The sequence below is a fragment of the Paenibacillus sp. PvP094 genome (assembly GCF_040546835.1).
In the GTDB taxonomy this organism is placed as follows: Bacteria; Bacillota; Bacilli; order Paenibacillales; family Paenibacillaceae; genus Paenibacillus; species Paenibacillus illinoisensis.
The window spans coordinates 6,402,620-6,427,984 of record NZ_JBEPOM010000001.1 but is presented as its reverse complement, the minus strand read 5'-3'; the positions used below and the strand labels follow the sequence as shown (position 1 = coordinate 6,427,984).

Annotated in this window: 23 protein-coding genes; 16 read left to right on the top strand and 7 right to left on the bottom strand. The window is 48.7% G+C overall.

Annotated features, from left to right (window positions below; translation table 11 throughout):
* From ABIC22_RS28980 to ABIC22_RS28960, 5 genes are all read left to right on the top strand, one after another.
* Positions 1-876, top strand: coding sequence for a carbohydrate ABC transporter permease (locus ABIC22_RS28980; protein ID WP_483312572.1), 876 nt, complete (start codon positions 1-3; stop codon positions 874-876).
* Positions 877-905: 29 nt separating this feature from the next.
* Entirely contained in the window at positions 906-2,261 is a 1,356-nt protein-coding gene (locus ABIC22_RS28975) for a sensor histidine kinase (protein WP_354485560.1), read from the top strand.
* Positions 2,200-2,658, top strand: a complete 459-nt coding sequence (locus ABIC22_RS28970; RefSeq protein ID WP_354485558.1) for a sensor histidine kinase — start codon at positions 2,200-2,202, stop codon at positions 2,656-2,658. The genes ABIC22_RS28975 and ABIC22_RS28970 overlap by 62 nt, the downstream gene beginning before the upstream one ends.
* The gene (locus tag ABIC22_RS28965; RefSeq protein WP_354485556.1) at positions 2,655-4,241 is read left to right on the top strand and encodes a helix-turn-helix domain-containing protein; all 1,587 of its coding nucleotides are present in this window, start codon (positions 2,655-2,657) and stop codon (positions 4,239-4,241) included. The genes ABIC22_RS28970 and ABIC22_RS28965 overlap by 4 nt, the downstream gene beginning before the upstream one ends.
* 85 nt (positions 4,242-4,326) lie before the next feature.
* Positions 4,327-6,903, top strand: coding sequence for a beta-mannosidase (locus ABIC22_RS28960; protein WP_354486139.1), 2,577 nt, complete (start codon positions 4,327-4,329; stop codon positions 6,901-6,903).
* 65 nt (positions 6,904-6,968) lie between these two features.
* Here ABIC22_RS28960 and ABIC22_RS28955 read toward each other — a convergent pair whose 3' ends face one another.
* Both ABIC22_RS28955 and ABIC22_RS28950 read right to left on the bottom strand, forming a co-directional pair.
* Positions 6,969-8,108: an FAD-dependent monooxygenase gene (locus ABIC22_RS28955; RefSeq protein ID WP_354485554.1), complete on the bottom strand. Its 1,140-nt coding sequence runs from the start codon at positions 8,106-8,108 to the stop codon at positions 6,969-6,971.
* 243 nt (positions 8,109-8,351) lie between these two features.
* Positions 8,352-8,876 carry an NAD(P)H-dependent oxidoreductase gene (locus ABIC22_RS28950; protein WP_127536391.1) on the bottom strand — a complete coding sequence of 175 codons (525 nt, stop codon included), beginning with the start codon at positions 8,874-8,876 and terminating at the stop codon, positions 8,352-8,354.
* Between the two features lie 188 nt (positions 8,877-9,064).
* Between ABIC22_RS28950 and ABIC22_RS28945 the strand changes: the two genes are divergently transcribed.
* Complete coding sequence (locus ABIC22_RS28945) at positions 9,065-9,547, top strand: MarR family winged helix-turn-helix transcriptional regulator (RefSeq protein WP_095358788.1); 483 nt, start codon at positions 9,065-9,067, stop codon at positions 9,545-9,547.
* 87 nt (positions 9,548-9,634) lie between these two features.
* Here the strand turns inward: ABIC22_RS28945 and ABIC22_RS28940 are convergent, their stop codons facing one another.
* Complete coding sequence (locus ABIC22_RS28940) at positions 9,635-9,934, bottom strand: hypothetical protein (protein WP_095287936.1); 300 nt, start codon at positions 9,932-9,934, stop codon at positions 9,635-9,637.
* Positions 9,935-10,144: 210 nt separating this feature from the next.
* Here ABIC22_RS28940 and ABIC22_RS28935 point away from each other — a divergent pair, with 210 nt between their 5' ends.
* The 3 genes from ABIC22_RS28935 (at position 10,145) to ABIC22_RS28925 (ending at position 14,057) form a co-directional block, all read left to right on the top strand.
* Positions 10,145-12,169, top strand: a complete 2,025-nt coding sequence (locus ABIC22_RS28935; RefSeq protein WP_354485551.1) for a Na+/H+ antiporter — start codon at positions 10,145-10,147, stop codon at positions 12,167-12,169.
* A gap of 117 nt (positions 12,170-12,286) precedes the next feature.
* Entirely contained in the window at positions 12,287-13,225 is a 939-nt protein-coding gene (locus ABIC22_RS28930) for an aldo/keto reductase (protein ID WP_354485549.1), read from the top strand.
* Positions 13,226-13,292: 67 nt separating this feature from the next.
* Positions 13,293-14,057: a polysaccharide deacetylase family protein gene (locus tag ABIC22_RS28925; protein WP_354485547.1), complete on the top strand. Its 765-nt coding sequence runs from the start codon at positions 13,293-13,295 to the stop codon at positions 14,055-14,057.
* Between the two features lie 77 nt (positions 14,058-14,134).
* On the opposite strand, the gene ABIC22_RS28920 is transcribed toward ABIC22_RS28925, so the two are convergent.
* Both ABIC22_RS28920 and ABIC22_RS28915 read right to left on the bottom strand, forming a co-directional pair.
* Positions 14,135-15,676: a DHA2 family efflux MFS transporter permease subunit gene (locus ABIC22_RS28920; protein ID WP_127536384.1), complete on the bottom strand. Its 1,542-nt coding sequence runs from the start codon at positions 15,674-15,676 to the stop codon at positions 14,135-14,137.
* Positions 15,677-15,685: 9 nt separating this feature from the next.
* On the bottom strand, positions 15,686-16,321 hold the full coding sequence (locus ABIC22_RS28915; protein WP_095287931.1) for an efflux RND transporter periplasmic adaptor subunit: 636 nt from the start codon (positions 16,319-16,321) through the stop codon (positions 15,686-15,688).
* Between the two features lie 159 nt (positions 16,322-16,480).
* Between ABIC22_RS28915 and ABIC22_RS28910 the strand changes: the two genes are divergently transcribed.
* From ABIC22_RS28910 to ABIC22_RS28900, 3 genes are all read left to right on the top strand, one after another.
* Positions 16,481-16,945, top strand: a complete 465-nt coding sequence (locus ABIC22_RS28910; RefSeq protein ID WP_354485544.1) for a hypothetical protein — start codon at positions 16,481-16,483, stop codon at positions 16,943-16,945.
* A gap of 128 nt (positions 16,946-17,073) precedes the next feature.
* Entirely contained in the window at positions 17,074-17,280 is a 207-nt protein-coding gene (locus ABIC22_RS28905) for a YwbE family protein (RefSeq protein ID WP_095287993.1), read from the top strand.
* A 49-nt stretch (positions 17,281-17,329) separates the two neighbouring features.
* On the top strand, positions 17,330-17,896 hold the full coding sequence (locus tag ABIC22_RS28900; protein WP_164764161.1) for a DUF4269 domain-containing protein: 567 nt from the start codon (positions 17,330-17,332) through the stop codon (positions 17,894-17,896).
* 14 nt (positions 17,897-17,910) lie between these two features.
* On the opposite strand, the gene ABIC22_RS28895 is transcribed toward ABIC22_RS28900, so the two are convergent.
* Together ABIC22_RS28895 and ABIC22_RS30160 are read right to left on the bottom strand one after the other, a co-directional pair.
* Positions 17,911-19,197, bottom strand: a complete 1,287-nt coding sequence (locus ABIC22_RS28895) for a hypothetical protein (protein WP_483312571.1) — start codon at positions 19,195-19,197, stop codon at positions 17,911-17,913.
* The gene (locus ABIC22_RS30160) at positions 19,178-19,351 is read right to left on the bottom strand and encodes a hypothetical protein (protein ID WP_483312570.1); all 174 of its coding nucleotides are present in this window, start codon (positions 19,349-19,351) and stop codon (positions 19,178-19,180) included. Before ABIC22_RS30160 ends, ABIC22_RS28895 begins: the two co-directional genes overlap by 20 nt.
* A gap of 400 nt (positions 19,352-19,751) precedes the next feature.
* Here ABIC22_RS30160 and ABIC22_RS28890 point away from each other — a divergent pair, with 400 nt between their 5' ends.
* From ABIC22_RS28890 to ABIC22_RS28875, 4 genes are all read left to right on the top strand, one after another.
* Positions 19,752-21,548 (top strand): sensor histidine kinase, encoded by a 1,797-nt coding sequence (locus tag ABIC22_RS28890; RefSeq protein WP_354485542.1) that lies wholly within the window; start codon positions 19,752-19,754, stop codon positions 21,546-21,548.
* A 4-nt stretch (positions 21,549-21,552) separates the two neighbouring features.
* On the top strand, positions 21,553-23,166 hold the full coding sequence (locus ABIC22_RS28885) for a response regulator transcription factor (protein ID WP_127536376.1): 1,614 nt from the start codon (positions 21,553-21,555) through the stop codon (positions 23,164-23,166).
* Between the two features lie 197 nt (positions 23,167-23,363).
* Complete coding sequence (locus ABIC22_RS28880; RefSeq protein ID WP_354485540.1) at positions 23,364-24,350, top strand: ABC transporter permease; 987 nt, start codon at positions 23,364-23,366, stop codon at positions 24,348-24,350.
* A gap of 18 nt (positions 24,351-24,368) precedes the next feature.
* On the top strand, positions 24,369-25,277 hold the full coding sequence (locus tag ABIC22_RS28875; protein ID WP_127536375.1) for a carbohydrate ABC transporter permease: 909 nt from the start codon (positions 24,369-24,371) through the stop codon (positions 25,275-25,277).
* Positions 25,278-25,365 lie beyond the last annotated feature (88 nt).

Sequence of the window (25,365 nt, the reverse complement as noted above, 5' to 3'; positions counted from 1 at the left end):
ATGAGTACGACACCTGTAACGATGCCATCACCTGGAAGAGCTTCAGGCCATCCGGTTCGCCGGCTGCGCAGCGGAATTGTTTGGACGCTGCTGACGGTGTATGGTATTTTAACATTGTATCCGTTTTACTGGCTTGTGATCAGTGCGTTCAAAACGAATGAAGATTTCTACAGCAGGCCATTTGGTTTGCCGGCCCAATGGAATGTAGCCAATTTCAGCAATGCGTGGGAAAGCTCCAGATTGGGTACGGCATTTGGCAACTCACTGGTGGTATCATTGGGATCATTGATTTTGACTTTGTTTATTGCAGCTCTAGCCTCATTCATACTGTCACGATTCCAGTTCCGCTGGAAAGGGCTGGTCATGACCTTTTTCGTTGTAGGCATGCTGATTCCCATTCATAGCACATTGGTTCCTTTGTTCATTCTGATGAAGCAGATGTCCCTATTGAATACGTATTGGGCATTAATCCTGCCGTATACGGCCTTTGCATTGCCAACGGCCATCTTTGTACTGACGGCATATCTGACGAGTGTACCACGTGATATTGAAGAGGCGGCGTTTATTGATGGAACAGGTCTGTGGGGACTGTTCACCCGGATCATGCTGCCGATGTCAGTGCCTGCCTTGTCTACCGTTACGATTCTGAGTTTTTTGCATGCTTGGAACGACTTTTCGTTCGCACTTGTATTCATTAACAAGACAGGATTGAAAACGTTACCGCTGGCGATTGCGAATTTCGCGGACGGATACCAGACGGATTATGGATTAACGCTGGCCGCCATGACATTGTCGGTTATTCCGACCATAATTCTATATCTTGTTTTTCAGGAACAGGTGATGAAAGGCATGACGGCTGGAGCGGTTAAGGGTTAAACGAAGGTGCATCCAGAGGAGGAAAAGAATTGGGAAGCTGGCTCACATCATCGCTGCAGAGGAAGCTCTCGGTTGTCGTAACTGCCTCCATGATCGTGCCGCTGCTGGCGCTGGGTCTGTTCGCATTTCTGATCTCTTCCCGCATTACCGAGCAGAAAACGAAGCTGTCCGGTATGGACACGCTGAAACAGGTGGAAGCCAATCTTCGTTACATGCTGCAGGACGCCGAGAATATTTCGATTTTCCTGATTGGAGAGCGCGATATTCAGCAGTATCTGAGCCGAAATGAAGATCATGAACTGGACCGCGTGGATATTGTCGGCAGGATGACCAATCTGGCGGCGTCTAAAAAATATATTGCGAATATAGCGATATATCCGGATCGGTTTGATGCTGTTCTGACAACGGCTACCTGGTATGAACCGGGTACTTCCGATCCGCCAGCTCCTGCTGGCGATGCGGTAAAAATGTGGACCGGCGTCTATCCGGTTCGCAACTATGCAGGCATACAAAATGTGATCACGTTGGTGCGTCCCATCCGCAGCATTCATGATTATCGACCCATCGGATGGCTCGCGATCAGCCTGGATGAAAAGGCCATTTCCAAAGACTGGGCTGCGCTCGGACTAGGCAGAGGTGAAGGGCGTCTGGAGCTGGTCGGACAATCAGGAGAGATCCTGTCCTCTATGGATAAATCCCGGCTTGGGCAGACTCTGGAGCAGGTCGAACCAGAATTGCAGACGCTGATTCGGCATAGTGAGAGCGGGACGACTACGTATGGCAGCGGAGAAAACAAACGGACGCTGCTCTATTACCCGGAACAGCTGACTGGATGGACGTTGACTGGAACAGTTCCTTACGACCAATACAAGTCGGAGAACGGTTATATACTGATTCTCACGGCTGTAGCCGTGGTGGCTTCTGCTGTAATCTGTGCAGGGCTGGTCTGGTTTACCGTCCGCCGCGTGACAAGGCCGCTCCGTGTGCTCACCAGGCACCTGTCCCGTATTGACCCGGATCGGCCGCTGCCCTTGTTTCGATCTGAGAGTGATGATGAGATCGGCAGACTGGGAGAGAGCTACAATCTGCTCGGTGCACATATCGAGAGCCTGAAGGAAGAGGTTATACAAGGTGAAGCTCGCAAGAAAGAAGCTGATCTCAGGGCACTTCAGGCACAGATCAATCCGCACTTTCTGTATAATACCCTATCGTCCATTCACTGGATTGCCCTGATGTCAAAAGAGAGCCGGATTGCGGATATGGTCGAAGGTTTAAGTGATTTCCTGCGCATCAGCCTGAATAACGGCAAGGATTTCTGTCCTGTTGGACCAGGAGGTTGCCCATATCCAGCATTATGTACGGGTGCAGTCCATCCGCTTCCCTGATAAATTTTCGGTGCACTATATTGTGGATCCTGCACTGGAGCAGCGGATGATGCTGAAGCTTCTGCTGCAGCCGCTCGTTGAGAATGCCATGATACATGGTATTCAGCCCAAGAATGGTCCGGGAACGATCACCATCATGATTCGTCAAGATCAGGACGAAGCACGAATGAACGTATTGGTACTGGATGATGGTGTCGGCATGGACCAGGAGAGGCTGGAACAGCTGAAGGAAAGACTGCCGGAAGTGAATCCCACTGCTGGTGGCTACGGGATCCACAACGTTAATGAGAGATTGCTGCTCCATTATGGTGCGGCTTCTCAACTTGAAATGGACAGCCGTGTCGGTGGAGGGACCCGTATTTCATTTTCCATACCCTTTCTGGAGGAATCGCCATGAGACTACTGATTGTCGATGATGAAGTGATCATTCGCACCGGACTTGCCAGCGTTATTGCCTGGGGCGAGCTGGGGATTGATCTCCTTACACCAGCAGCCTCGGCAGAAGAAGCGTTGTCCCGGTTGGCTGAGGAGCGGCCGCACATTCTGATGACTGACATCCGCATGACTGGCAAGACAGGGCTTGAACTTGCAAATGAAGGACTGCAATTGCTGCCTGAGATGGAGGTCATTATTTTGTCAGGCTACGATGACTTCTCTTATGCACAGCAGGCGATTCGGCAGGGTGTGACGGATTATCTGTTAAAAACGAGCAAACCGGAAGAGATCATCAAAACGGTTCTTCAGGCCAAGCAAAGAGTTATGGACCGCTGGACAGAAAAGTCCAAGGAAGGGCGACTTTTACAGGAGAATAAACAGCGGTTGTTTGAACGGTGGGTTATTGAAGGTGATGTGATTACAGGTTCGTGTCCAGCATTTTTGAAGCCAGGCGCGGCGGAGTCTGCTGGTGTGTCATTGGACGGCAGTCAGGTCTATCAGCAGGTTGTATTCGTTATTCGTGCGCAAGGATGGAGTCGCTCTTCTGCTGCACTTCTGAGATTTGCCGTGCAAAATATGCTGGAGGATATGCTGCCTGGTGCAGCGACACATATTCATAAGGAACAGATTATTGGTGTAATGCAGATAACGAGCAGGCAGCAGGAATTGCTGAACACGCTGGGAACGGTAGTTAATCATATGGAGCAGCTCCTGAAATGTACGCTCCGTGCAGCTGTAGGGCATCCTGTTAGTGGCGAGATACATCTTCACGAAAGCTATTTAACAGCATCCGCAGCGTATCAATATATGAGTCTGCTTGACGATAAAATTTGGAGCATCGAGCATGTAAAAAACCGCAAGGGTGGTAAAACATTACTTACGCATGAAGAGGAAACCGTGCTGGGGACCCTTTTGCTCGATAATGACCCTGTCATGCTCACCACATGGACGCGGGAGCTTGTGAAAGAACTCGTGTTGGACCCGGAGGTAACACCGGAATCGTTCAATGCCTGTTTGCATTCCGCGGTCATTGCAGGACAACGCTGGCTGGTTCGCACGATGCGTGCAATAGGAAGAGAAGAGCCTGCACGATATGATCCATGGGTGCCGAATCCTGATGCAGATGCTGCGGACCTTCAGGATATGCTGTTTCACCATTTATATGGTCTGATGCATACATATTATAGCCAAATGGGTCAAGGGCAGGCTTCGCATGTGCAAAAGGCCATTGCCTACATGGAATCCGGGTTGGCTCAAGAAATCAGTCTACAGCAGGTGGCTGGCCAAATCCATTTGCACCCGGGACATCTCAGCGAACTGTTCAAGAAAGAGACAGGTACAACGTTTGGGGATTTTGTAACGAATATGCGTATTCGGCGGGCCATGGAGATGCTGGCAGTCTCTCCTGCAAAAGTCAGTGAAGTGGCTGCCATGAGTGGGTATGAAGACGTAAAATACTTTAGCAGACTGTTCAAAAAACATACAGGCAAGACCCCGAGTGAATTTCGCGAAGAGGCGTATGCATTCAAGCCTTCAGGAAGTTAGCAGACACGAATGGTTGTAGTTGTTTCTGCAAACGTTTTCGATAATGTGGAATGATTCAGGGATCTGGGGAGCGAGGCATATGATGATGAGGAAGAGTGATTCAAGTCAGGATTTGTCAGGTCAATGGAAGATCCAGCATTTTGAAGTCGGGGAAAAACGGACGATGGACATTGCAGCTGCTGCACTGGATGACCGTTTCTGGATCGGGGCGGAAGTGCCAGGGGATGTTCATTCGGCCTTGGTGGCGCGGAGCATAATTGATCCGCCATACTACGGGCATAACGATGCCAAGAGCCGTTGGATCGAGCAAAAGGAATGGTGGTATCGTACCAACTTTAACCTGGTGAAGGCGGAAGAGGGTCAGGAACATTTCGAGCTTGTCTTCGAAGGTTTGGATACGTTCGCAACGGTCTATGTGAACGGACATGAGGTGGGGAAAACAGCCAATATGCTCATGTCCCATACCTTCAATGTAACGTCGCTGGTCCGCCATGGGTGGAACGCCATTGCAGTTCGATTCGATCCGCTGTCTCTGCACAACCGGGACAAAGAGACATTCGATTGGTCATCCTATACGAAGGAACGGCCTTGGCTGCGCAAGGCAGCGATGAATTTCGGCTGGGACTGGGGACCGCGCATGGTTACTGTCGGCATCTGGGGTGCAGTCCGGTTGGAGAGACACAAGATAGCGAAGCTGGATAGTGTGTTTGCCCAGACCAAGTCCGTCAGCCAAGAACAGGCGGTTATCGACGTTACGGCAAAAGTGAAATCGGTGATGTCCTTCCGAAGCAGACAGCAGCTGAAGCAAGCTGTGGTCACGACATGTGATGTCCGCTTGTTGGATGCGGGCGGTGAGGAAGTGATTCAAGCTGCTGCGCTGACTGTCCAAGGCGGACAGGCGGATACAACACTGGCTGTGCCTTCACCGCGATTGTGGTGGACGCATGATCTGGGTGAACCGTATTTGTATACACTGGAGGTAGTCCTATACGCCGATGGAATTGAAGTAGACTGTTATCGCGAGCCCTATGGGATACGAACCATTGAACTTGCCCTCCACAATGAACAGGGAGAAGACGCATTTGCTTTTATACTGAACGGAATCAAAATGTATGCCAAGGGGGCAAACTGGATACCCGCTGATCATCTAATTGGTGCTATTCCCGACTCGAGATATCGGGAGCTCATTGAGCTGGCTGTCGAAGGAAACATGAATATGCTGCGGGTGTGGGCAGGCGGCATCTATGAGAAGGATGTCTTTTATGATGAGTGCGATCGGCTAGGGGTGCTGGTGTGGCAGGATTTTGCCTTTGCCAATGCATTATTTCCTGACTTCAATCAAGATTTTATGGAGAATGTCAGATGCGAAGTTGAAAATAATGTGATCAGGCTGCGGAACCGGGCATCACTTGCCCTCTGGTGCGGCAATAACGAGATTGACTGGCTTTACGATATGAAGTCTGCCAGCGGAGACATCACCAGTCCGTTCTATGGGGAGCTGATCTATCATGAGCTGATTCCTGAGGCTCTGGAACGTCTGGATCCGTCCCGTCCATATTGGCCCTCTTCACCGTTTGGAGACAAGGATGGCAATGATGCCAATGATCCGGATGTTGGCGACCGTCACAACTGGCAGGTTTGGCATGGTTCCGTTTATCCAAGAAAACACGGTGAACCGCCGCTGCTCGACTACAGCATTGAGGGCGTAACATTTAAAAATTTTAAAAAGGATTATGCCTTGTTCAGCAGTGAATTCGGCATGCATGCTTCGGCCAACCGTTATACGCTGGAGAAAAATATGCCTGAAGGGCAGTTCTACTGGGGAAGTCCGGAGATGGCCTATCGCAACAAGGATACCAATCACCAAAAGGGCATTCTTCTGATGGAAGGCTACACGGGCATTCCACAAACGATTGAAGAATACATGAATTATTCGATGCTGACTCAAGCAGAAGGCTTACGGTACGGAATCGAACATTTCCGGAGGATCAATCACCGGAATAGTGGCGCGCTTGTGTGGCAGCTGAACGATAGCTGGCCGGGAACGAGCTGGTCCATGATTGATTATGAGCTGCTGCCCAAGGCATCCTTTTATTATGGGAAGACCTTCTTCCATCCGATCCTACTGTCACTGGAGCATGAGCCAGGCGATCCGCTTGCATTGTGGGTCGTGAACGATAAACTTGAGGGGTTACATGGACATCTCCGGATTAATGTATATCAGCTGAATGGTGAGAAAGTATATTCGGATACACTGCAGGTGGAGGTTGAACCCCAATCTTCTTCAAAGGTTGGAGTATTAAGTGAAGCAGCAGTTCTGCAGGGCAGACGTGCCGAAGAAGTCATGATTGAACTCGTATCGGAAGGATTTGCTGCCCCGCTTAACCGATATTTCCTGCGTGATCCGAAGGTTATCGCGCTGCCGTTGTCCCAGCTGAGTGTACATGTCAATGAGGAGGAGCAGTCTGTTACCGTTACAGCCAGCGGTGCCATCGCAAGATTGGTTAAACTGGAGCTTCCGCTGGGACGTGTGCGATTCAGTGACAACTATTTCGACTTGCTTCCAGGGGAGAGCCGAACGGTGTATTTGCGCCATCCAGAGATGAGGTCGCTGCCCCTGAATGAGCTTCGGGTAAGTGCAATGAACGGTCGCGAAATATAATTGCAAAATGAAGCAAAACATGCCGATGGCCTCTGAACAGAAGCCATCGGCATGTTTGATATGAATTAAATGTTATCGATTTCGAGCGGTTGGTAGCGCATGGATTCGTAACGCTGTTGAAAAGAGGATTCCATCTCCACCTGACGAGCAAGCTGTTGTTTCACTTTGCTGCTGCGAATCACCTGAAGCTGCTTCAATAGGTCCATCGATTGAAATTGATCAGAGGCCATCTGAATGATAATTTCGGCAAGTACATCGGCATCTTCTAGCGCTGCATTGAGCCCAAAGGCTCCTGTAGGCGTCATGGTATGTGCCGCATCACCGAGCAGAACCACATTGTCCTGAGTCCATGACTCGCTATAACTGCTCTCTACGGATAACAGTACAAAATCGCTCCAGGTCTGAATATGTGCAGCAACCGATTCCGCGAGACACGGGAAAGCTTCAACGAGTTTCTCCACAAAAGGGGCAAAGGGCTGCTCACGCAGCCTGGAGAAGGAACCCTGTGGAATATTCCAGCCAATCTGTACATACCCGCCGTATTGGGAGAACAGCGCCAGCTGCTGACCGTTCATGCTCGCCATACGAACGGCTGGTTCCCAGCCTACAGGCGCGGGAATTCGGGCCCATAACAGATCATAACCATGCTTGCGTATATCCGGGGTGAGGCCAGCGTATTTTCGTACAGCAGAATATCTCCCGTCCGCTCCGACAATAATGGCTGCTTCTATAGAAGCGGGAACACCATTTTGCCGAACATTGATGCCTACTGTTTTTCCTGTCTTATCTCTAAGCAGTCCGGTCATCAGCGTATTAAATAGTACCGTCTCGTGATTGTGCGGCAGGGCCTGTGATTGTGAAACAATATAATCCAGCAGGTGATCCTGTGGTACGTGGATGCCCACATGCGATTCTCCCTCACCAGGGTAAACCGTGTGGATAATCTGTCCGTTCTCCCAGTATTGAATCTGCTCCAAAGGCATGGCTCCAAGCTGTGCTACGCCCGAATAGAGTCCATGCTTGCTAAGCACAGCTTCACCGTCCTGGTTAAGCAGTTCACCGCGAAATGACTTGTGCAGATGAGGTTGACGCTCAATTAGTGCTGTTGATATTCCTTGGCGGTTCAACAAGTAAGACAGGAGGGCACCGCCTGGTCCGGCTCCAACAATACAGACGTCTACTTGTAACGGATTATTGTCATTCATATATAAAATTCCCTTGCTATGTTATTATATTACTTTCTGATAACAAATTTATAAAAATTATTAAGTAACTAAAAGTAACTTTAAGATACTAGTTATTATAAACAAACACGCTTCAATTTTGCAATAGGCAGTTGTGACTTTGCTTAGAAGGTGGACTCAAGCCTGCGCTGTTTTCCCGCTTCTTGAAGGGAGGGCAGGCTTGAGAACAAAAAGGTAAGATACATCCCCCGAATGGAACACGGTCTAGGTGATCAGACGATTGGTGATTCGGGCGACACGTTCTCCAAGCGCTTTGCCAAGAGCAATTCCTTGATCGCTTAACAGAACATCACTATCCACTGGGCAGGTAACTCCAACGCCATAATAAGAACCATATAAAGCGTTGTCAGCAAAGTTTCCTGGCAGCCCGGTTATAATCATTCCCTGATGCAGCATCGGGGTCAGCAGATGAAGTAATGCTGATTCGAGCCCTCCATGTTCTGTGGCAATCGTACAGAATACAGCACCTACTTTATCCACGAGTTTTCCCTGAGCCCATAGGTAACCCAGCTTGTCGATCCATTTTTTCAGACCGGAGCTGATTGAACCAAAATGACCTGGACATCCCCATATAATGGCGTCCATTTCCACCAGTTTGTATACATCTGCTTCTTCGGTGGAGTGCAGATGAACGGTGGCCCCGTGTACACTGGCTGCCCCGGCTGCAATCGCCTCGGCCAGCGCCTGTGTATGACCACCCTCGCTATCGAAAACAATATAAATATTCAAGCTCCATTACCTCCTCAAAATGCATCATTTATCATGCTATGAGGTAGCTTGTCACATGTATCGCAAAAATAAGCATGAACTTTACAAACAACAATGGATCCATGGAGCAAGCGTATTTTTCACAAACAAAAAAGTACAAATATGTTACAATGTTAGGAAGGTTATGATGAAAGGCAGGAGGAACGTTTATGAGCCTGGATACGGAGCAAAACTCTCAATTGGCAAACATTGATCAATTGTTGGAGGCCTTCTTCAGATATAAAAATAAGGTATTGGACCAGCAGCAGAAAACAGAAACAAACTGCAAACTGAATCCGACTAAGAGTCATATATTGGGCATGCTTTTAAGGGAACAGCGCTGTATGGCTGTCGATGTGGCGAGGCAGCTCAGCTTATCATCTGGCGCTACCACCATTGTTTTGAATCAGCTGGAGAGTGAAGGGTTGATTCAGCGGGTACGCAGTGAAGAGGATCGAAGAATTGTGTGGTTATCCCTGACGGAAGATGGAGAGCAGCTGGCCAAATCCCTGACTGCAAACCGTGGACGTATGACATGGGAACTGTTACAAGCGCTTACGGAAGAAGAACAGCAGCAGATGATAGGCATGCTTAAGAAAATTGAACTGAAGCTGCTCGAAAAAATGAAGGTTTTGGAACAAACACATCGTTAAATGTCATTGAAGCGTCAGTCTTCAAGGTTCGACCCCGGGTTGGGACGAATGTTGAAGGCTGACGTTTTTCATGTTATAAGCTGATTATTACAGGTGGAATCGCTGAATGTGGTCCATTAGGCCAATCTCCATCAGGATTTCTTTTTGTTTCTGTCCAAGCAGGTCAAAATGGGGAAAAGGCTGACGTCGATGGATATAGCGTGGATCAAGGCCGTGTTCCAGACACCATTGTTCAAGGCGTTCCAGATTCGAGCAGCCTACTTTGGTTACGCTTGTAATGCCCGGGAAACGCGGGTCTATCCAAAAATGAGTAAGATAAGCAAGTTCTCCGCGTGATACACGGTCTTTCCATTCTGACAACTCCTGCCGATTAATTCCAAATGCCATAGTTACCATGTTCCTTTCCAAACGGGTATTGTCCTGAGCATATTGTAACATCTTATAAACAAATCCAAACTGAATTGTTACTCTGAGCTACTTGTCTTCGCTATCGGGGTAATGAATATGACAACATTTTTATAACAAAAACGGATATATGTTAAAATAAGACTACTCCGATTGGGTTTATTACTTCATTTAGGGAAAGGGATTACCATCATGGAATTGTTTATTGCGGTACTTGTATTGCTGGTACTCATCGGTTTATCGAACATCCTGAACCGGTTTGTACCTTTCATCCCGGTTCCGCTCATTCAGATTGTCCTCGGCGTAGCCATTGCGCTTCTTCCTGCAGGGGTACATCTGCCACTGAATCCGGAACTGTTTTTTGTGCTCTTTATCGCGCCATTGTTATACAACGATGGCAAACGAACACCAAGGCATGAACTGTGGAATTTAAGGGCTCCCATTCTGCTGCTGGCACTCGGTTTGGTCTTTGTTACCGTAGTTGTGGCTGGTTATGCCATTCACTGGCTGATTCCCACTATTCCGCTGCCTGCCGCTTTCGCCCTTGCAGCCATCCTGTCCCCGACCGATGCGGTTGCCGTTGGCGCCATGGCAGGGCGTGTACATCTGCCCAAAAGCATACATAGACTTCTCGAAGGCGAAGCTTTGATGAATGATGCATCGGGCCTGGTCGCGTTTAAATTTGCCATCGCAGCAACGGTTACAGGCGTTTTCTCGTTGGCGGAGGCTTCATTCAGCTTTCTCATCATTGCCATTGGTGGACTGCTGGTAGGTGCGCTATTATCCTTTCTGCTCATTCGGCTCGGTGTATGGATCCGGCGTTTGGGTATGGAAGACGTCACCGTGCATATGCTGCTGCAGATTCTTACGCCATTCGTTATTTATCTGGTGAGTGAAGAAATTGGCGTTTCAGGTATTTTGGCCGTTGTAGCGGGAGGTATTATCCATGCCATTGAACGTGACCGGACTGAATCGGTTCAGTTGAAGATGCAGGTTGTCTCTGCAAGCACATGGTCCGTAATTCTATTTATTTTAAATGGCTTGGTGTTTGTCATTCTGGGTGTCCAGATTCCGGATGTGCTGAATACAATCTTTAAGAATGTAACCTTTAACAATTTTCAAGTTCTGGGGTATGTTGGATTAATATCCGTATTGTTGTTATTGCTTCGTTTTGTCTGGATCTATCTGTTCTGGCGGGGGAACGAGTGGTTCCGCAAGAAGTCCCCGATTGGAAAACCAAGGTTAAAAGAGATGACCATTATTTCCCTGTCGGGTGTGAGAGGCGCGGTAACCCTTGCGGGTGCATTCTCCATCCCGTATGTGCTTCAGGACGGGTCCCCTTTCCCGGAACGGGATTTGATCATATTCCTGGCTGCCGGAGTTATTCTGTTTACGTTAATCGCTGCAAGCGTGTTTCTTCCAGTACTCGCCAAGAATGATGAAAAGGCTGCTGATGGCTCTCAGCAAACGACAGAGCGAAAGGCACAGGACATCATGCTTAATGCGGCCATTCGGGCAGTCAAGTCCGAGATGACCGACGAGAACAAAGCCGCAGCACTTGCTGTAGTCTCTGATTTATCGAAATACATCAGGCAGGCTGCAGGACAGATGACGGCGGGCAAACGCAAGGACATCATGAAGCAGGAAACGGCCATTAACCTGATTGGCACGCGTGCGGAGCGCAAGGAAATTGAAAATATGATGGATGAGAACGTCATTGCATCCGAAGCGGCGTTTAAATGTAACAGCTGGCTGGACCGTAAGGAAATGATGCTGGCTAACCGCACCAACACGCAGATGATGTTCTCCATTAGTGAGATCGGACGTGTGCTCGGTCATCTGTTTACGAATCGCTCGGAGAAGCCCGAGCAGCCGTTCATGTTAGAGAATGCAGATCAGTTTCGACAGGTTAAGCTTCGTACTTCGGAAGCGGCTATCAAAGCCATTCGGGCTCATATGAACGACGGTAATCGGCCTGTGGCGCTGTCCGTGATTGCCAAGTATGAGCGGGTGATCGCCAGACTGAGAAGCTGGAATAAGGGGAAGACCGAAGATCCGTTCAATCAGGAGAAGCTTGAACTGCAAATGGTAGCCATTCAAGAGCAGCGTAACACGGTACAACAGTTGTATGAGAATGGTGAGATCAATCGAGATGTGGCTGCGAAGCTTCGCCGATTTATCAATGATGTTGAAGCGACCGTACTGAAAAATAGCTAATCCGATAAATCCGATATTTTAAATGTGAATATGACTCTGATATAATGGGTTCATCGCAGGAAGAACTACTTACGATAACCATTTAGCCAACGCTCAGGAAAAGGAGATGGATGAATTATGGCACAGCAACAGACTCGCTTGGGGAAAACCGATTTGCTCGTTAACCCGATTGGATTGGGTGCAAACGCAGTAGGGGGACATAATATCTACCCGGATATGCTGAACGATGAAACAGGCAAGGAAGTGGTTCGCACAGCGCTGAAACAAGGGATTAACTTTGTGGATACGGCTTTCATCTATGGGCCTGAACATTCAGAGCGTTTAATTGGAGAGGTGCTCAAGGAAACGGGGCAGCGTCAACAAACGATTATCGCCACCAAGGCAGCCCACAAATTCGTGGATGGCAGCGTGGTGATAGATAACTCTCCTGCTTTTCTGAAAGCATCTGTAGATGAAGCCTTGAAACGTCTTCAGACGGATTACATCGACTTGTTTTACATCCATTTTCCGGACGAGCAGACACCGAAGGATGAAGCAGTAGGTGCATTAAAACAACTGAAAGACGATGGCAAAATCCGCGCGATCGGTGTATCCAACTTCTCCATCGAACAGCTGCGTGAAGCGAATCGGGATGGTTATGTGGATGTGCTGCAATCCGAATACAATCTGTTCAAACGAGAGGCTGAGAAAGAACTGCTTCCGTACACAGCAGAGCATGAAATTTCTTTCGTTCCATACTTTCCGCTGGCAGCCGGATTGCTGGGTGGTAAATATAATCGGGATACGACATTCCAGGATGGCCGGGCCAAAAATCCGCTGTTTACGGGCGAAAACTTTATTCGCAATCTGGACAAAGTGGAACAGCTTCGCAGCATTGCTGAATCCAAAAATGCCGAGGTTGCACATCTCGTGCTGGCCTGGTACCTGACTCAGCCTTCGATTGATGCACTCATTCCAGGGGCGAAGAAACCGGAGCAGGTCATCAACAATCTGAAAACCTTGGATGTAACGTTGTCTGCCGAGGAGATCGCAGTGATTGACCAGATTTTCCGTTAAATAGTTCCGGCATTTCGGGAAATGCTAACAGGGAGTTTACGTTTGACGATAAAGAGAGGACTTAAACATGAACCTGAAGGCAGCCCGAACGATCGGATTGATCACCCTGATTCTCATGCTAGGTACCAGTTCTGCCTATGCGAAGCCGGTACAGAAGAATCGTCAATATTACGAGGAACGAGGAGAGATTGTCTGGGAGGTCCCTACCCATGACAAGCTCATTGCGTTGACCTTCGATGATGGTCCTGACCCGGTACAGACCCCGCAGATTCTGGCTTTGCTTAAGCAGTACCAAGCTAAGGGCACTTTTTTCGTACTGGGTAAATGGGCGGAAAAGTATCCTGAGCTGGTCATGCAGGAGCAGCATGAAGGACATGAAGTGGCCAATCATACTTATGCACACACTTATGCGGTTAAATCCACCACTAAGGACAAGTTTACGCAGGATATGGTGGCTGCCGAGCAATCCATTATGGATGCTGGTGTCCCACGTCCGCTGCTGTTCCGACCACCCGGAGGATTTTACAATGACATGGTCATTGATGTTGCAAAACAAAAAGGGTATACCATTGTGTTATGGTCCTGGCATCAGGACACACGGGACTGGGCTTCACCTGGGGTAGCAGTCATTACGAACAAGGTGCTGAAAAACGCACGCAATGGGGATATTGTTCTGTTTCATGACAAGGTGGATGGAAGGAATCAGACCGTTGCTGCGCTCAAAACAATTCTTCCCAAGCTTCAGCAAGAGGGATACCGTTTCGTCACCGTATCGGAACTGCTTGCAGTGAAGGCAAAAGAAGCAGGGAAGGATGGCGTTTCCTTTAAATAGCTCATAAATATAATAACAAAAGCCGCCGGTTTCTCTTAGGAGAGACCGGCGGCTTTTGTTATGTTTCCGGAATAAGATTATTGTTCTGTCTTCACCGCACGAGGGCGGGCTCTTGCCCGCCGCAGAAACAGTGACAGGAGCAAACCAATAATGGAAATCCAGGTGGCAACAATAAAGGCATCGTTAATGCCTTCAATCGTCGAGGTCTGAACTGCGATACCGTATAGCTGCTGTAACGCCAGTGAAGAACCCTGTTCAGCTGGCACGCCTGCTACGGCAGCCATCTGAGAACCTAGGAGCCCGACTTGTTCAGTCAGGGGCACATTGGTTGTCGTGACCGTATTGCTGTAGTCAGCCAAATGAATGCCTGACCGTGTAGCCATAACGGTAATCAGCAGGGCTGTTCCAATCGAGCCAGCTACCTGCCTTATCGTGTTGGACATGGCAGTACCATGACTGGTCAGATGAGGGGGTAACTGGTTTAGGCCCTCGGTCTGCACGGACATCATCAGCATGGACATGCCAAAGCTCCGAAGAGTATACAGCATCATAATGTGACCATAAGGCGTTTCCCCGGTCAATTTGCTGAACTCAAAGGTAGAGAATGCCGTGATCAGCAAGCCTACAATGGCTAGTGGGCGGGAGCCGATCCGATCGAATAGCGCTCCTGATATGGGTGACATAACCCCCATCAGAAGTGCACCTGGCAGCAGCAAGAGACCCGATTGCAGAGGGGAAAATCCTCTTATATTTTGGAGATAGATGGGTAACAGAAGCATCCCCCCGAAAAGGGCCATGTTGATGGTAGCACTGACCAATGTGGAGATGGTAAAAATATCGTATTTAAACACACGAAACTCCAGCAGTGGATGCTTCATTGCCGTTTCCCTGAGAACAAAGAACGTAATGAACAGAATACCGATGATCAAGGTCAACAGTACAATTGCACTGCTCCATCCCTTGTCGCCGGCAGAGCTGAATCCATACAGCAGAAATCCGAATCCGATCGTTGAAAAGAGAGCACCGTACGCATCGAATTTGGGAGAACTGAGCTTGGACACATTTCGCAGCCAGAGAAAAGCAAACAGGATATCAAGCAAAGCCAGCGGGATAACCATGTAGAACAGAATGCGCCAAGTGTAATGCTCCACGATCCAGCCTGACAGGGTAGGACCAATAGCTGGAGCAAACATCATGGCGATCCCCATGGTTCCCATCGCTGTTCCCCGTTTTTCGGGTGGAAATACGGTTAAAAATACGTTCATGACCAGCGGCATGATAATGCCGGCACCACTGGCCTGTACAATACGCCCAATCAGCATGACTGTAAATCCCGGACTGATTGCGCAGATGGCAGAGCCAACGGTGAACAGCAGCATCGCTGTGGTGAACAGTTTACGGGTCCCGAATGACTCAATCAGATAGGCTGTTATGGGGATGAGAACCCCATTCACGAGCAAATAGGCAGTGGATAGCCATTGCACTGTTGTAGCCGAGACGTTGAAATCATTCATCAGATGGGGGATCGCCACATTAAGCAGAGTCTGATTCAGAATGGCGATAAAGGCGCCGAGCAGCAGGACGGCAATGGTTCTTCCGAGCGGCAATTGATTATCCATCGGCAGACCTTATATATGAACGCGCACAGTGGCGCTCATGCCTGGGACAACACCCAGACCTTTGTAACCCTCAATCGTAATGGTAATCGGTATAACCTGCGTAACTTTGGTGTAATTGGCATTGGTATTGGACGACGGCAGTAGGGAAAAAGAGGAAGCCGTAGCAAGCCCAATCTGATCTACTTTGCCTGTTAGTGTGGTATCTGGAAATGCATCGATGTATACGTCAACGATTTGTCCACTTTTGATTTTGTCGATGACGGTTTCTTCCACATTCGCTGTCACATACAAGTTATTAAAATCATAGGCTCTAGCCAGTGGATTACCGGCAGAAACCAATGAGTTCTCCACTGCGGTCGCCTGGACAACGGTGCCGGCAACAGGCATGGTAATAGGAGTTGATTTACCGCCTGCAGAGACGGTCCCGATCGTATCCCCTTGATTGTACGAGGTACCTACTTTGCCTTTCCACGTTTGGAGTTCGCCGCTAACGGTGGAAGCAATGGATATGGGCTGACCCGTGACTAACGCATTATCCGTCTTGACGTAGCTGGTGGATTGGTTGTAGTAGTATATGCCTGCGGCACCTGCCCCCAAAATCACCAGAATGACAATGATATTGATCAATATGGCACGAGAGTTCATGTGGATCATTCCTCCTAATATGTTCTTCTGCTGACAATCCTGTTTGGAGCATTCCCGGTACTTTGCTGCTCTATACGAAACAACATGAAATATAATTCGCAGATTGGGGAACCAATATATTGATAAGTTGCCACAGGCGATGACAAGGAGGATGCTCAGATGTTGATTATATTGGCCGTAATTGTTTTACTAGGGGTTATTTTTCTCATGATCTTTAACTCAAGATCGACCCGCAGAGCTGCAGAAGCCAGGGCTGCCCAAACGGCTGAGACAGAACGAGAGCCTGTCCTTCTGCAGGGGGACGAGCAGACAGATGAACAATTGCTGGATTCTTCAGACCCGGTGGATTATACGGAACCGGCTGGACCAAGAGAGACGGAAACGGAATTGCGGGAAAACAAGATTGAAGTGAGCCACCAAGCCAAGCAGCAGGAAACTCAAACAAAAGGAAATGATAGTGAGTACCGTCAAGCTCTGCTTCATTTTCGCAAACCACCTGAACCCCAAGAGGAACCAGTCGAGTCCACCTCTAATGAAATTGAAAAGAGTGCCGATGAGGTCTACCGGTCCGCTCTGCGGGACATGAAGAGCAAATCATCTCCTCCGGATTCAGAACCGAAATAAGGGTGCAGCACGTTTCCACGCAGCGGGCATGGCTTTTGTTTTAAATCCAAAAGATTTACAATAGATGAAGCTTTGATCTAACATAGCTGAATGGATTGACGTTGCAAGAGGAAGGAGAGGATTGCATGATGAACGGACAACAACGAGTGAACATTAAACCTGGTCTGGAAGTAGATATCGTACTGAAGCAAGATCAGCCTACAGGCAAACTGACAAGGGGGATCGTCAAGGATTTGCTGACCAAATCACCCACGCATCCCCATGGCATCAAGGTTCGTCTGACAAGTGGGCAAGTTGGTCGTGTAAAACAGGTGATTACAGGAGCGGCGGAATGAATCGTCTGCCTCAGAATCCATGAAGACAACTGCTGAGGTTTTGGCACATTTGGCATCCGGGAACGAACGGCAGCGGGATGCTTACCGGGTGCTTCTTCAGAGTGGTTTGTTCTCCATTTTGGAGGCATATACCCCTTATCCGGCAGGAACCGTACCCATTGATATAGACATTCCTGGCAGTGATCTTGATATATTGTGTGAAGTTCGCGATCTGAACACGTTCGAGATGGTAGTGACTCAGCATTTTAGCGGAATGGAGCATTTTTCGTGTCAACGCGGAACGGGGCTAGGTATGGATATCCCTAGTGCCTACATGACTTGTTCTTTTCAGATTGAGGATTGGCCATTGGAGATTTACGCCCAATCGTTGCCGGTCAATAAACAAAATGCCTACCTTCACATGTTAGTCGAATGGGAGCTGCTGCAGCTCTGGGGTGCAGAAGGTCACGACGAGATCCGCCGACTGAAATGGGGTGGATTGAAGACAGAGCCAGCCTTTGCCTCAGTGCTGGGGTTACAGGGTGACCCTTATGTGGAGCTGCTGCATCTAGCCCATTGGAGCAGGCACGAGCTATGGCTCTGGGCCAGGCAGCGAACTTCTTTTCAAAATACGTAAAAAGCTTGCACTAATTATAGTAAGAAGATGGCGACGATCGTCGTAACCACTAAACCAAGCAGTACAGGCTTCAGGTTGCGACGCGCCAGTTCAAATGGACTGACTCCGCAGATGGCAGCAGCTGGAATTAAAGCCCAAGGGATTAAGGTACCACCGCCAACCCAGATGGCAGCAACCTGACCGAGTGCTGTTAATACGGGGGCTGAATCTGCTGTGCCGGCAAACATCGAAGCGATAGACCCCACCAGGGATATCCCTGAAAACCCCGAACCATCCATTCCTGTAACGGCTCCAATCAAGGTCATTGTGATCGCACCTACCGTATCATTCAAGGGAACCAGCCCCGCAAGAGCAACACCAAGATCATTGACTATACCATGTGATCCATCGGGTAGAGGGTTACTAAACAATTCAGTGATGGCTGCGTCCCCTAGATAAAAGAAAGCTGCAATAGGGATAACGGGACCGAATACTTTGAAGCCGAACTGAAAGCCTTCAATTAAATAATTCGTTGTCTCTTCAGGGCCTTCATGCCGATGTGCTGCGAGAGTGACCGTGATGAGGATAAGTACGGCGGTACCTCCGATTAAGGCTGTAGCGTCCCCGCCCTGAAGCTTAAGAACAAACATCAGAATCACATCCACTGCGAATAACAATGGAATAAGTATGGCGAATGCCTTTTGTAATCGTATCGGTATCGCTTGACGTTGTTGTACGGGTACGTCCCCGGCCCCCGGCAAGGATTCGGAAGGAGAAGAAGCCCCAATTAGAGGTTCACCTGGGACAGGAGAACGCATCTGAGTGCGGGCGCCACTTTTCATCTCATTTCGTAACATCCAAAAGGCCGTCAGTGTGGATACCGCGCCCATCACGAGGACCAGCGGTATGCTTGCCGTCATGACGGAAGTAACCGGAAGGCCAGCTGCATCTGCCGTCAGTTTGGGAGCTCCTTGAATGATATAGTCTCCCGAGAGGGCGATACCATGTCCGAACAGATTCATTGCGATAGCAGCACCAATGGGGGGAAGTCCTACACGAACGGCGACGGGAAGCAAAACTGCCCCGACCAGTGCTACCGCTGGCGAAGGCCAAAAAAACAGGGAGACCGTCATCATGATAAGTCCAATTCCCCAATAGGCCACCTGCGGAGAACGAATAAACCGGGTTAGTGGAGCAACCATTACTTCATTAATACCTGTGCGAATCAGTACCCGGCTCATGGCGACAATGATCGAGATGATAAAGATCGTGCTGAGCAGCTCTTTGGCAGCATATACAAAACTATTGAAGATTCCTGACACCGCACCGCCTTAACGTCTCTGTTGCCAGTAATCCAATCGTCATAATCCCGGCAACACAGATAATCATCGTATCCCGGCGCCGTATCATGACAGCCACAATGAGCACGATAAAAGCCAGATATACATAATGTAACGGTACCAATTGAATATTCACACCGCATACCTCCTTCCACCTTAGTCCTAAGGCGTGATATATCGTATGCATGTCAGGACCGGGCGTTCATGGAGAAGAGGAGGGCTAGAAGGCTTTATTTTTTGTGTAGAACGTGTGAGTATGACAACCAGCAGGAATTTTTTTGCAAATGGAGAATTGATTAGACGGTACATATCGAATGAACGACGTGATCAGGTCACCAGAGCTGACAGAGAAAGGTCACTTTATCATATATACAGCACGTAATAAGCATGATTACAATGAACATGCCGCCGTTAAGGAAGAAATATGGAAATTTAACGGCAGGTCGGATTAGAAACAGAATAGTAGGTTGTTTGTTTTTGATAACGTTTACAGAGTGATTGGTCATATAAAACATAGAATAAGAGGGCGGGAATCCATGAACTTTATCCGTTCACTGCGCTTCAAATTCATGGTTGGCTTAACGCTGATCATGCTGCCGCTGTTTCTGCTGTTGTATTACAACAATGTCTATGCAATTCGAGTCGTCAGGGACAAAGTATCCCTAACCAACATGAATCATCTGGCGAAGAGTGTGGAGCAGAATGAGCGAGTGCTGCAGGAGACCAATCGGTACCTATACAGTCTGGGCGAGCGGGACCCGGATATCATTTCGCTTTTTTTCCTGAAATACGGCAGCGGGGACTATATCATTGCGAAACAGCGGATCATGAACAAATTCATGACCGATATCGGATTTTACAATCTGATTGATTCTTTCTTTCTGTATGATGCGGTAAATGATGATCTGCTGCTGGCGACTTCGGGCAGTTATGACATCAAAATGTCACTCGTCCGGGAGAGCATGCCTGTACAGATGACGCAATTGAATGATGAGATTCAGCGGCCAGAATGGAGCATTGTTCGCGGTGGTGGATGGAATGCACTGGTCAAAACGGTCCGAATTAATCAGCAGTTCTACGCTGGTGCGCTTGTGGATATGAATGCACTGAACCACCCCGAACAATTCACTGAATCCGGTGAACGGGGAGGTGCCGTTATCGTGGATAGCAATGGGGGAGCGCTGTCCGGTTCAGCCCTCAGCTCGGAGCAAATTAAGCTGGCTGCAGCACATCTCTCCGGTTTGGAGAATCCTTACCAGGTCATATCAGAGGTTACATCCAAGGGGGATGAACGGCAGTACCTGATGCTCGGCTTGCCTTCGGCGATGTCCGACATGAACTATATTGTCTTGTTGCCGGAAGAGGATATGCTGCGCAACCTGCCGTTCTTTCAGCAGATTATTCGCCTGCTGCCTATTGGTGCAGCGGTCATTTTGATCACGGCCCTAATTTTCCTGCGTCAGTTGCTGTTTCGACCTATGAATACTTTAATCAAAGGGATGAGACGAGTCAGTCGTGGAGAACTCGACGTGAGGCTTGATCCGCCGACTTCATCGGAATTAGAGTTCGTCACTCACAGCTTCAATCAGATGACCAGCCAGATTCAGCATCTGAAAATCGACGTCTATGAAGAACAGCTGCGTACCAGAGAGGCCGAATTCAAGCAGCTTCAGATGCAGATTAACCCTCACTTTTACCTGAATTCCCTGAATATTATTCATAGCCTGGCTTCACTGCAAAAACATGAACTGGTCCAGCAGATGGCCGGACATCTGGCCGATTATTTCCGGTTTAGTCTCCGGGCAGGCAAACGCGTTATCCGGCTGGATGAAGAACTCGAGCACATTCGTCACTATCTGGAGATTCAAAAGCTCAGGTTCCCGAACAAATTGGATTTTTCTCTTGACGTGGATGAAGGTCTTGGTCATTTTGTACTGCCGCCTTTAACCCTCCAGCCTTTTGTGGAAAATGCAATTATTCATGGATTTAGGCGGCGTACGGAACCATTTGTCATACGCATCTCAGCCAACTTAACGAAAACGTTATCCAGTCCACAATCTGAGGTTGAAGCTATACAGCACAACACTACACTAAGGGTTACAGTAGAGGATAACGGTGTCGGCTTCGAACAAGACATGCTTGCGCGTCTCCAGCGAGGGAAGTATGCGGAAGACCCAAGTGGACAGCACATCGGGATCTGGAACGTTGCTCACCGTTTGCTAGTGAAATACGATGAATCAGCCAAATTAGAATTCCAAAACCTGAATGCTGGTGGAGCGGCAGTGATCCTGTATCTGCCCGCCCAAACGGAAGAGGAAGAAGGGGGAGCTTGAACTGATGCGAAATCTATTAATCGTTGACGATGAGGTTTATGCTCTTCAGGCCATGGTAGAAGGGATTGATTGGCGTTTGGCCGGCATTGATCGGGTATTTAGTGCGGGTGATGCCGAAGAGGCACGAATGGTGCTTCAGAGCCAGTCCATCTCGATCATGATCTCTGATATTGAAATGCCGGGAGAGACGGGTCTGGATCTGCAGAGCTGGGTATTGAAGCATGCTCCGGGCATCCTGACGATATTTCTGACAGGTCATGCCCTGTTTGACTATGCTCAGACAGCGCTCAAGTTAAACAGCTTCGATTATGTGCTAAAACCTGCCCAGGCTGATCAACTTCTTAAGGTGGTTACGCAGGCCGTGGATAAACTCAAGGCCGGAGAGCAGCGTTCGCGTACCAATGAAATATATGAGTCGGTATACAAGCGCTGGCAAACCCATAAACCACTGTTGACGGAGCGATTCTGGAAAGATGCCATCTCCCAGCGCGTCACTCTAACCAAGCCACGGCTGAAGGAGCTGGCCGAGGTCTATGGTGCGGAGATCGACCCGCATGCCCGTATTCTGCCGATTGTCATATCGGTAGAGGAGTGGGTAAGGGAATTCGATCTGCGTGATGAGGAGGTGCTGGAATATGCTCTTCGGAATGCAGCGAGGGAGATGATCCTTGGGGATCGGCCAGGAGAAGTATTTCAGGACCATAGCGGTCTGAATATCGTACTTGCGTATGAACAGGATGGAGTTGTACCTGTTGCTAGCCAGGTGGCACAGAATTGTCAGCTGTATATTCGGGAATGTGGGACGTATTTCTACTGCCGCTTGTCCTGTTACGTAGGTGCACCCGTGGCCGTAACCGAATTGCAGGGTTTGCTGAATGAACTGATGGATATGGAGCGACGCAATATCAGAGAGCTTGAGGGAGTATTCGTTTATGATGAGCAGGGAAAGAAACCGGAGGACCGATTTCTGCCAATCCCCTGGTTTTCGGAGTTGTCGATTTTGTTTGAAACCGGCAAAGTGGATGATCTTCGGGAACGCGTGGAAGAAATATTCGAGCTGCTGGCTGCGCAGGAACAGTTATCTCCAGAGATTCTGCGCCTGTTCTATCATGCCATGCTGCATGTGGTTTATCCCCTGCTTCATCAGAAAAATGTATCCGTACGTAGTCTGTACCCTGGTGAGCGTGAGCCTGAAGAAAGTATGGTTACACGCTCCTTGCCGCAATTAAAACTTTGGTCCATGGATCTGATTGACCGTGCCATTCCGATCCTGTATCCGGATGATCACAGTCCGATGACGATTGTGGACCAACTATGCATTTATATCGAGAATCATATTGGCGAAGATCTGATGCGTGAGGAACTGGCGTCGTTTGCCGGCTTCAATCCAGCATATCTGTCCCGGCTGTTTCGGAAGGAGAAGGGAATGTCTCTCTCTGAATTTATATTGCAGCGGCGGGTAGACAAAGCCAAAACCTTGTTATCTGAATCCACCGTAAAGGTCACGGATATTGCCGGCAAAGTGGGCTATTATAACTACTCCCATTTCACGAAAATGTTTAAAAAGTGCACGGGCATTACGCCGCAGGAGTTTCGTAAACAGTCCAGAACGGTCTAGCGTTGACGCAGCATGCTGCGTCTTTTATTTTGTTTTTATTTTATCTGGTATCATGCAAATGTCATCATTTGATAAGTGAAAAGGTCACCACAGCCGATATTGGGCCAGAGCTCCCCGCGGTTATACTTGAACCACAGGATACACAGCGGTGCTTCATCCTGAGGAAGGAAATCAAGAGGAGTGAGGGAGAAGAGGTTATGAAGACACAACCCCAGGCGGGTAAGGGTATACGGGTAGCGGATATACCGGATAGATCAGTCCGCAAGCGAAAGTCTGTTTTGTACAATCTTGGTAAGTTCAAGGTCTTGTATCTCATGTTTTTGCCAGGGATTCTGTTTCTGCTGGTGAACAACTATATGCCGATGTTCGGCGTCCTCATTGCCTTCAAAAATGTGAATTACGCCGACGGAATTTGGGGCAGTCCCTGGAGCGGTTGGGATAACTTCAAGTACCTGTTCTCAACGAGTGATGCTTGGGAGATCACCCGCAACACACTTGCGTATAACACGGTATTTATTGCGCTCAATCTGTTTGTGGGGGTAGGGCTTGCGATCCTGCTCAATGAAGTAAAGAACAAAGCGATGTCGAAACTGTATCAATCCTTGATGCTCCTGCCTTACTTTTTATCCATGATCGTGGTTAGCTATCTGGTTCTGGCGTTTCTCGGCAAGGATTCAGGTTTTATGAACTCGACGATCCTGCAGCTCTTTGGCGGGCAGCCCATTGACTGGTACTCGGAGCCGAAGTATTGGCCGTACATTTTGCCAATTGTGAATACCTGGAAAAACATCGGATACTATGCCGTCATTTATCTCGCAGCAGTCGTAGGCATTGATGAGGAGTACTACGAAGCCGCCGTGCTGGACGGAGCAAGCAAGTGGCATCAGATCCGGTTTATCACGGTTCCGTTTCTCGTTCCGCTCATTGTCATCATGACCTTGCTGCAGATCGGCCGAATCTTCTATGCGGACTTTAGTCTGTTCTATCAGGTTCCATTGGAATCGGGGGCATTGTTCCCTGTAACGAACGTACTGGATACCTATGTCTATCGCACATTCCTCATTGGCGGCGACATTGGGATGTCTTCTGCGGCTGGACTGTATCAGGCTGTTGTCGGATTTGTACTTGTGCTTGTATCCAATACGATCGTCCGAAGAATGGATAAAGATAATGCATTATTTTAGAGAGGAGGCAAGTCTGCTGTGAAATCACGTGACCCACTTGCTGTATCGCGGCGTTCCGCGTCCGTTATACACGCGATGTTCATCTTCTATGCCATAGCCTGCATCGTTCCGATTTTGCTTGTCTTCGCCATTTCCTTCTCGGACGAGACAACCGTCATTGCGAACGGATACAAGCTGATCCCCGAGAAGTTTAGCCTGACGGCTTATGAGTTTCTGTTCAAGGATATGGATCAGATTATCCATTCCTACGGCATTTCCATCATCGTGACAGTGGTAGGTACCATTACCAGCGTGGCGTTGACTGCACTATATGCCTACCCGCTTTCCAGAAGGGATTTGCCTTACCGCGGATGGTTTGCCTTCTTTATTTTCTTCACAATGTTGTTCAACGGGGGGCTCGTTCCCTGGTATCTCGTATACGTCAATGTCCTGGATCTGAAAAATTCCATTCTGGCCTTGATATTGCCGTTATTGTTATCACCGTTCTTCGTTCTGGTGATGCGGACATTCTTCGCCAATTCCATTCCGGTATCCATTCTTGAATCGGCACGGATTGATGGAGCAGGTGAGCTCCGAACGTTTACGCGTATCGTACTGCCGCTCTCCTTACCGGTTATGGCCACCGTGGCACTGTTCAGCACACTGAACTACTGGAATGACTGGTACCTCAGTATGATTTTTATCTCTGATAACCGGACGATCAGCCTTCAGTACCTCATGTACCGAACACTGCTCGATATTCAATATTTAACATCCAACTCCAATGTTTCTTCACAGATTTCATCACAGGGCGGATTGTTGAATCTGCCTAACAAAACGCTGCAAATGGCGATGGCTGTCGTGGGCATCGGTCCGATTGTGCTGGCCTATCCGTTCTTCCAAAGGTACTTCATTAAAGGTCTGACGGTGGGTGCTGTGAAGGGATAACTCCGTCCCGGTCAGCGGGGTAGTGGATGATCCCAAGATAGAATGAAAGGGCATATATACAATGCAGTGAAGGATCTGAGTTAGATCC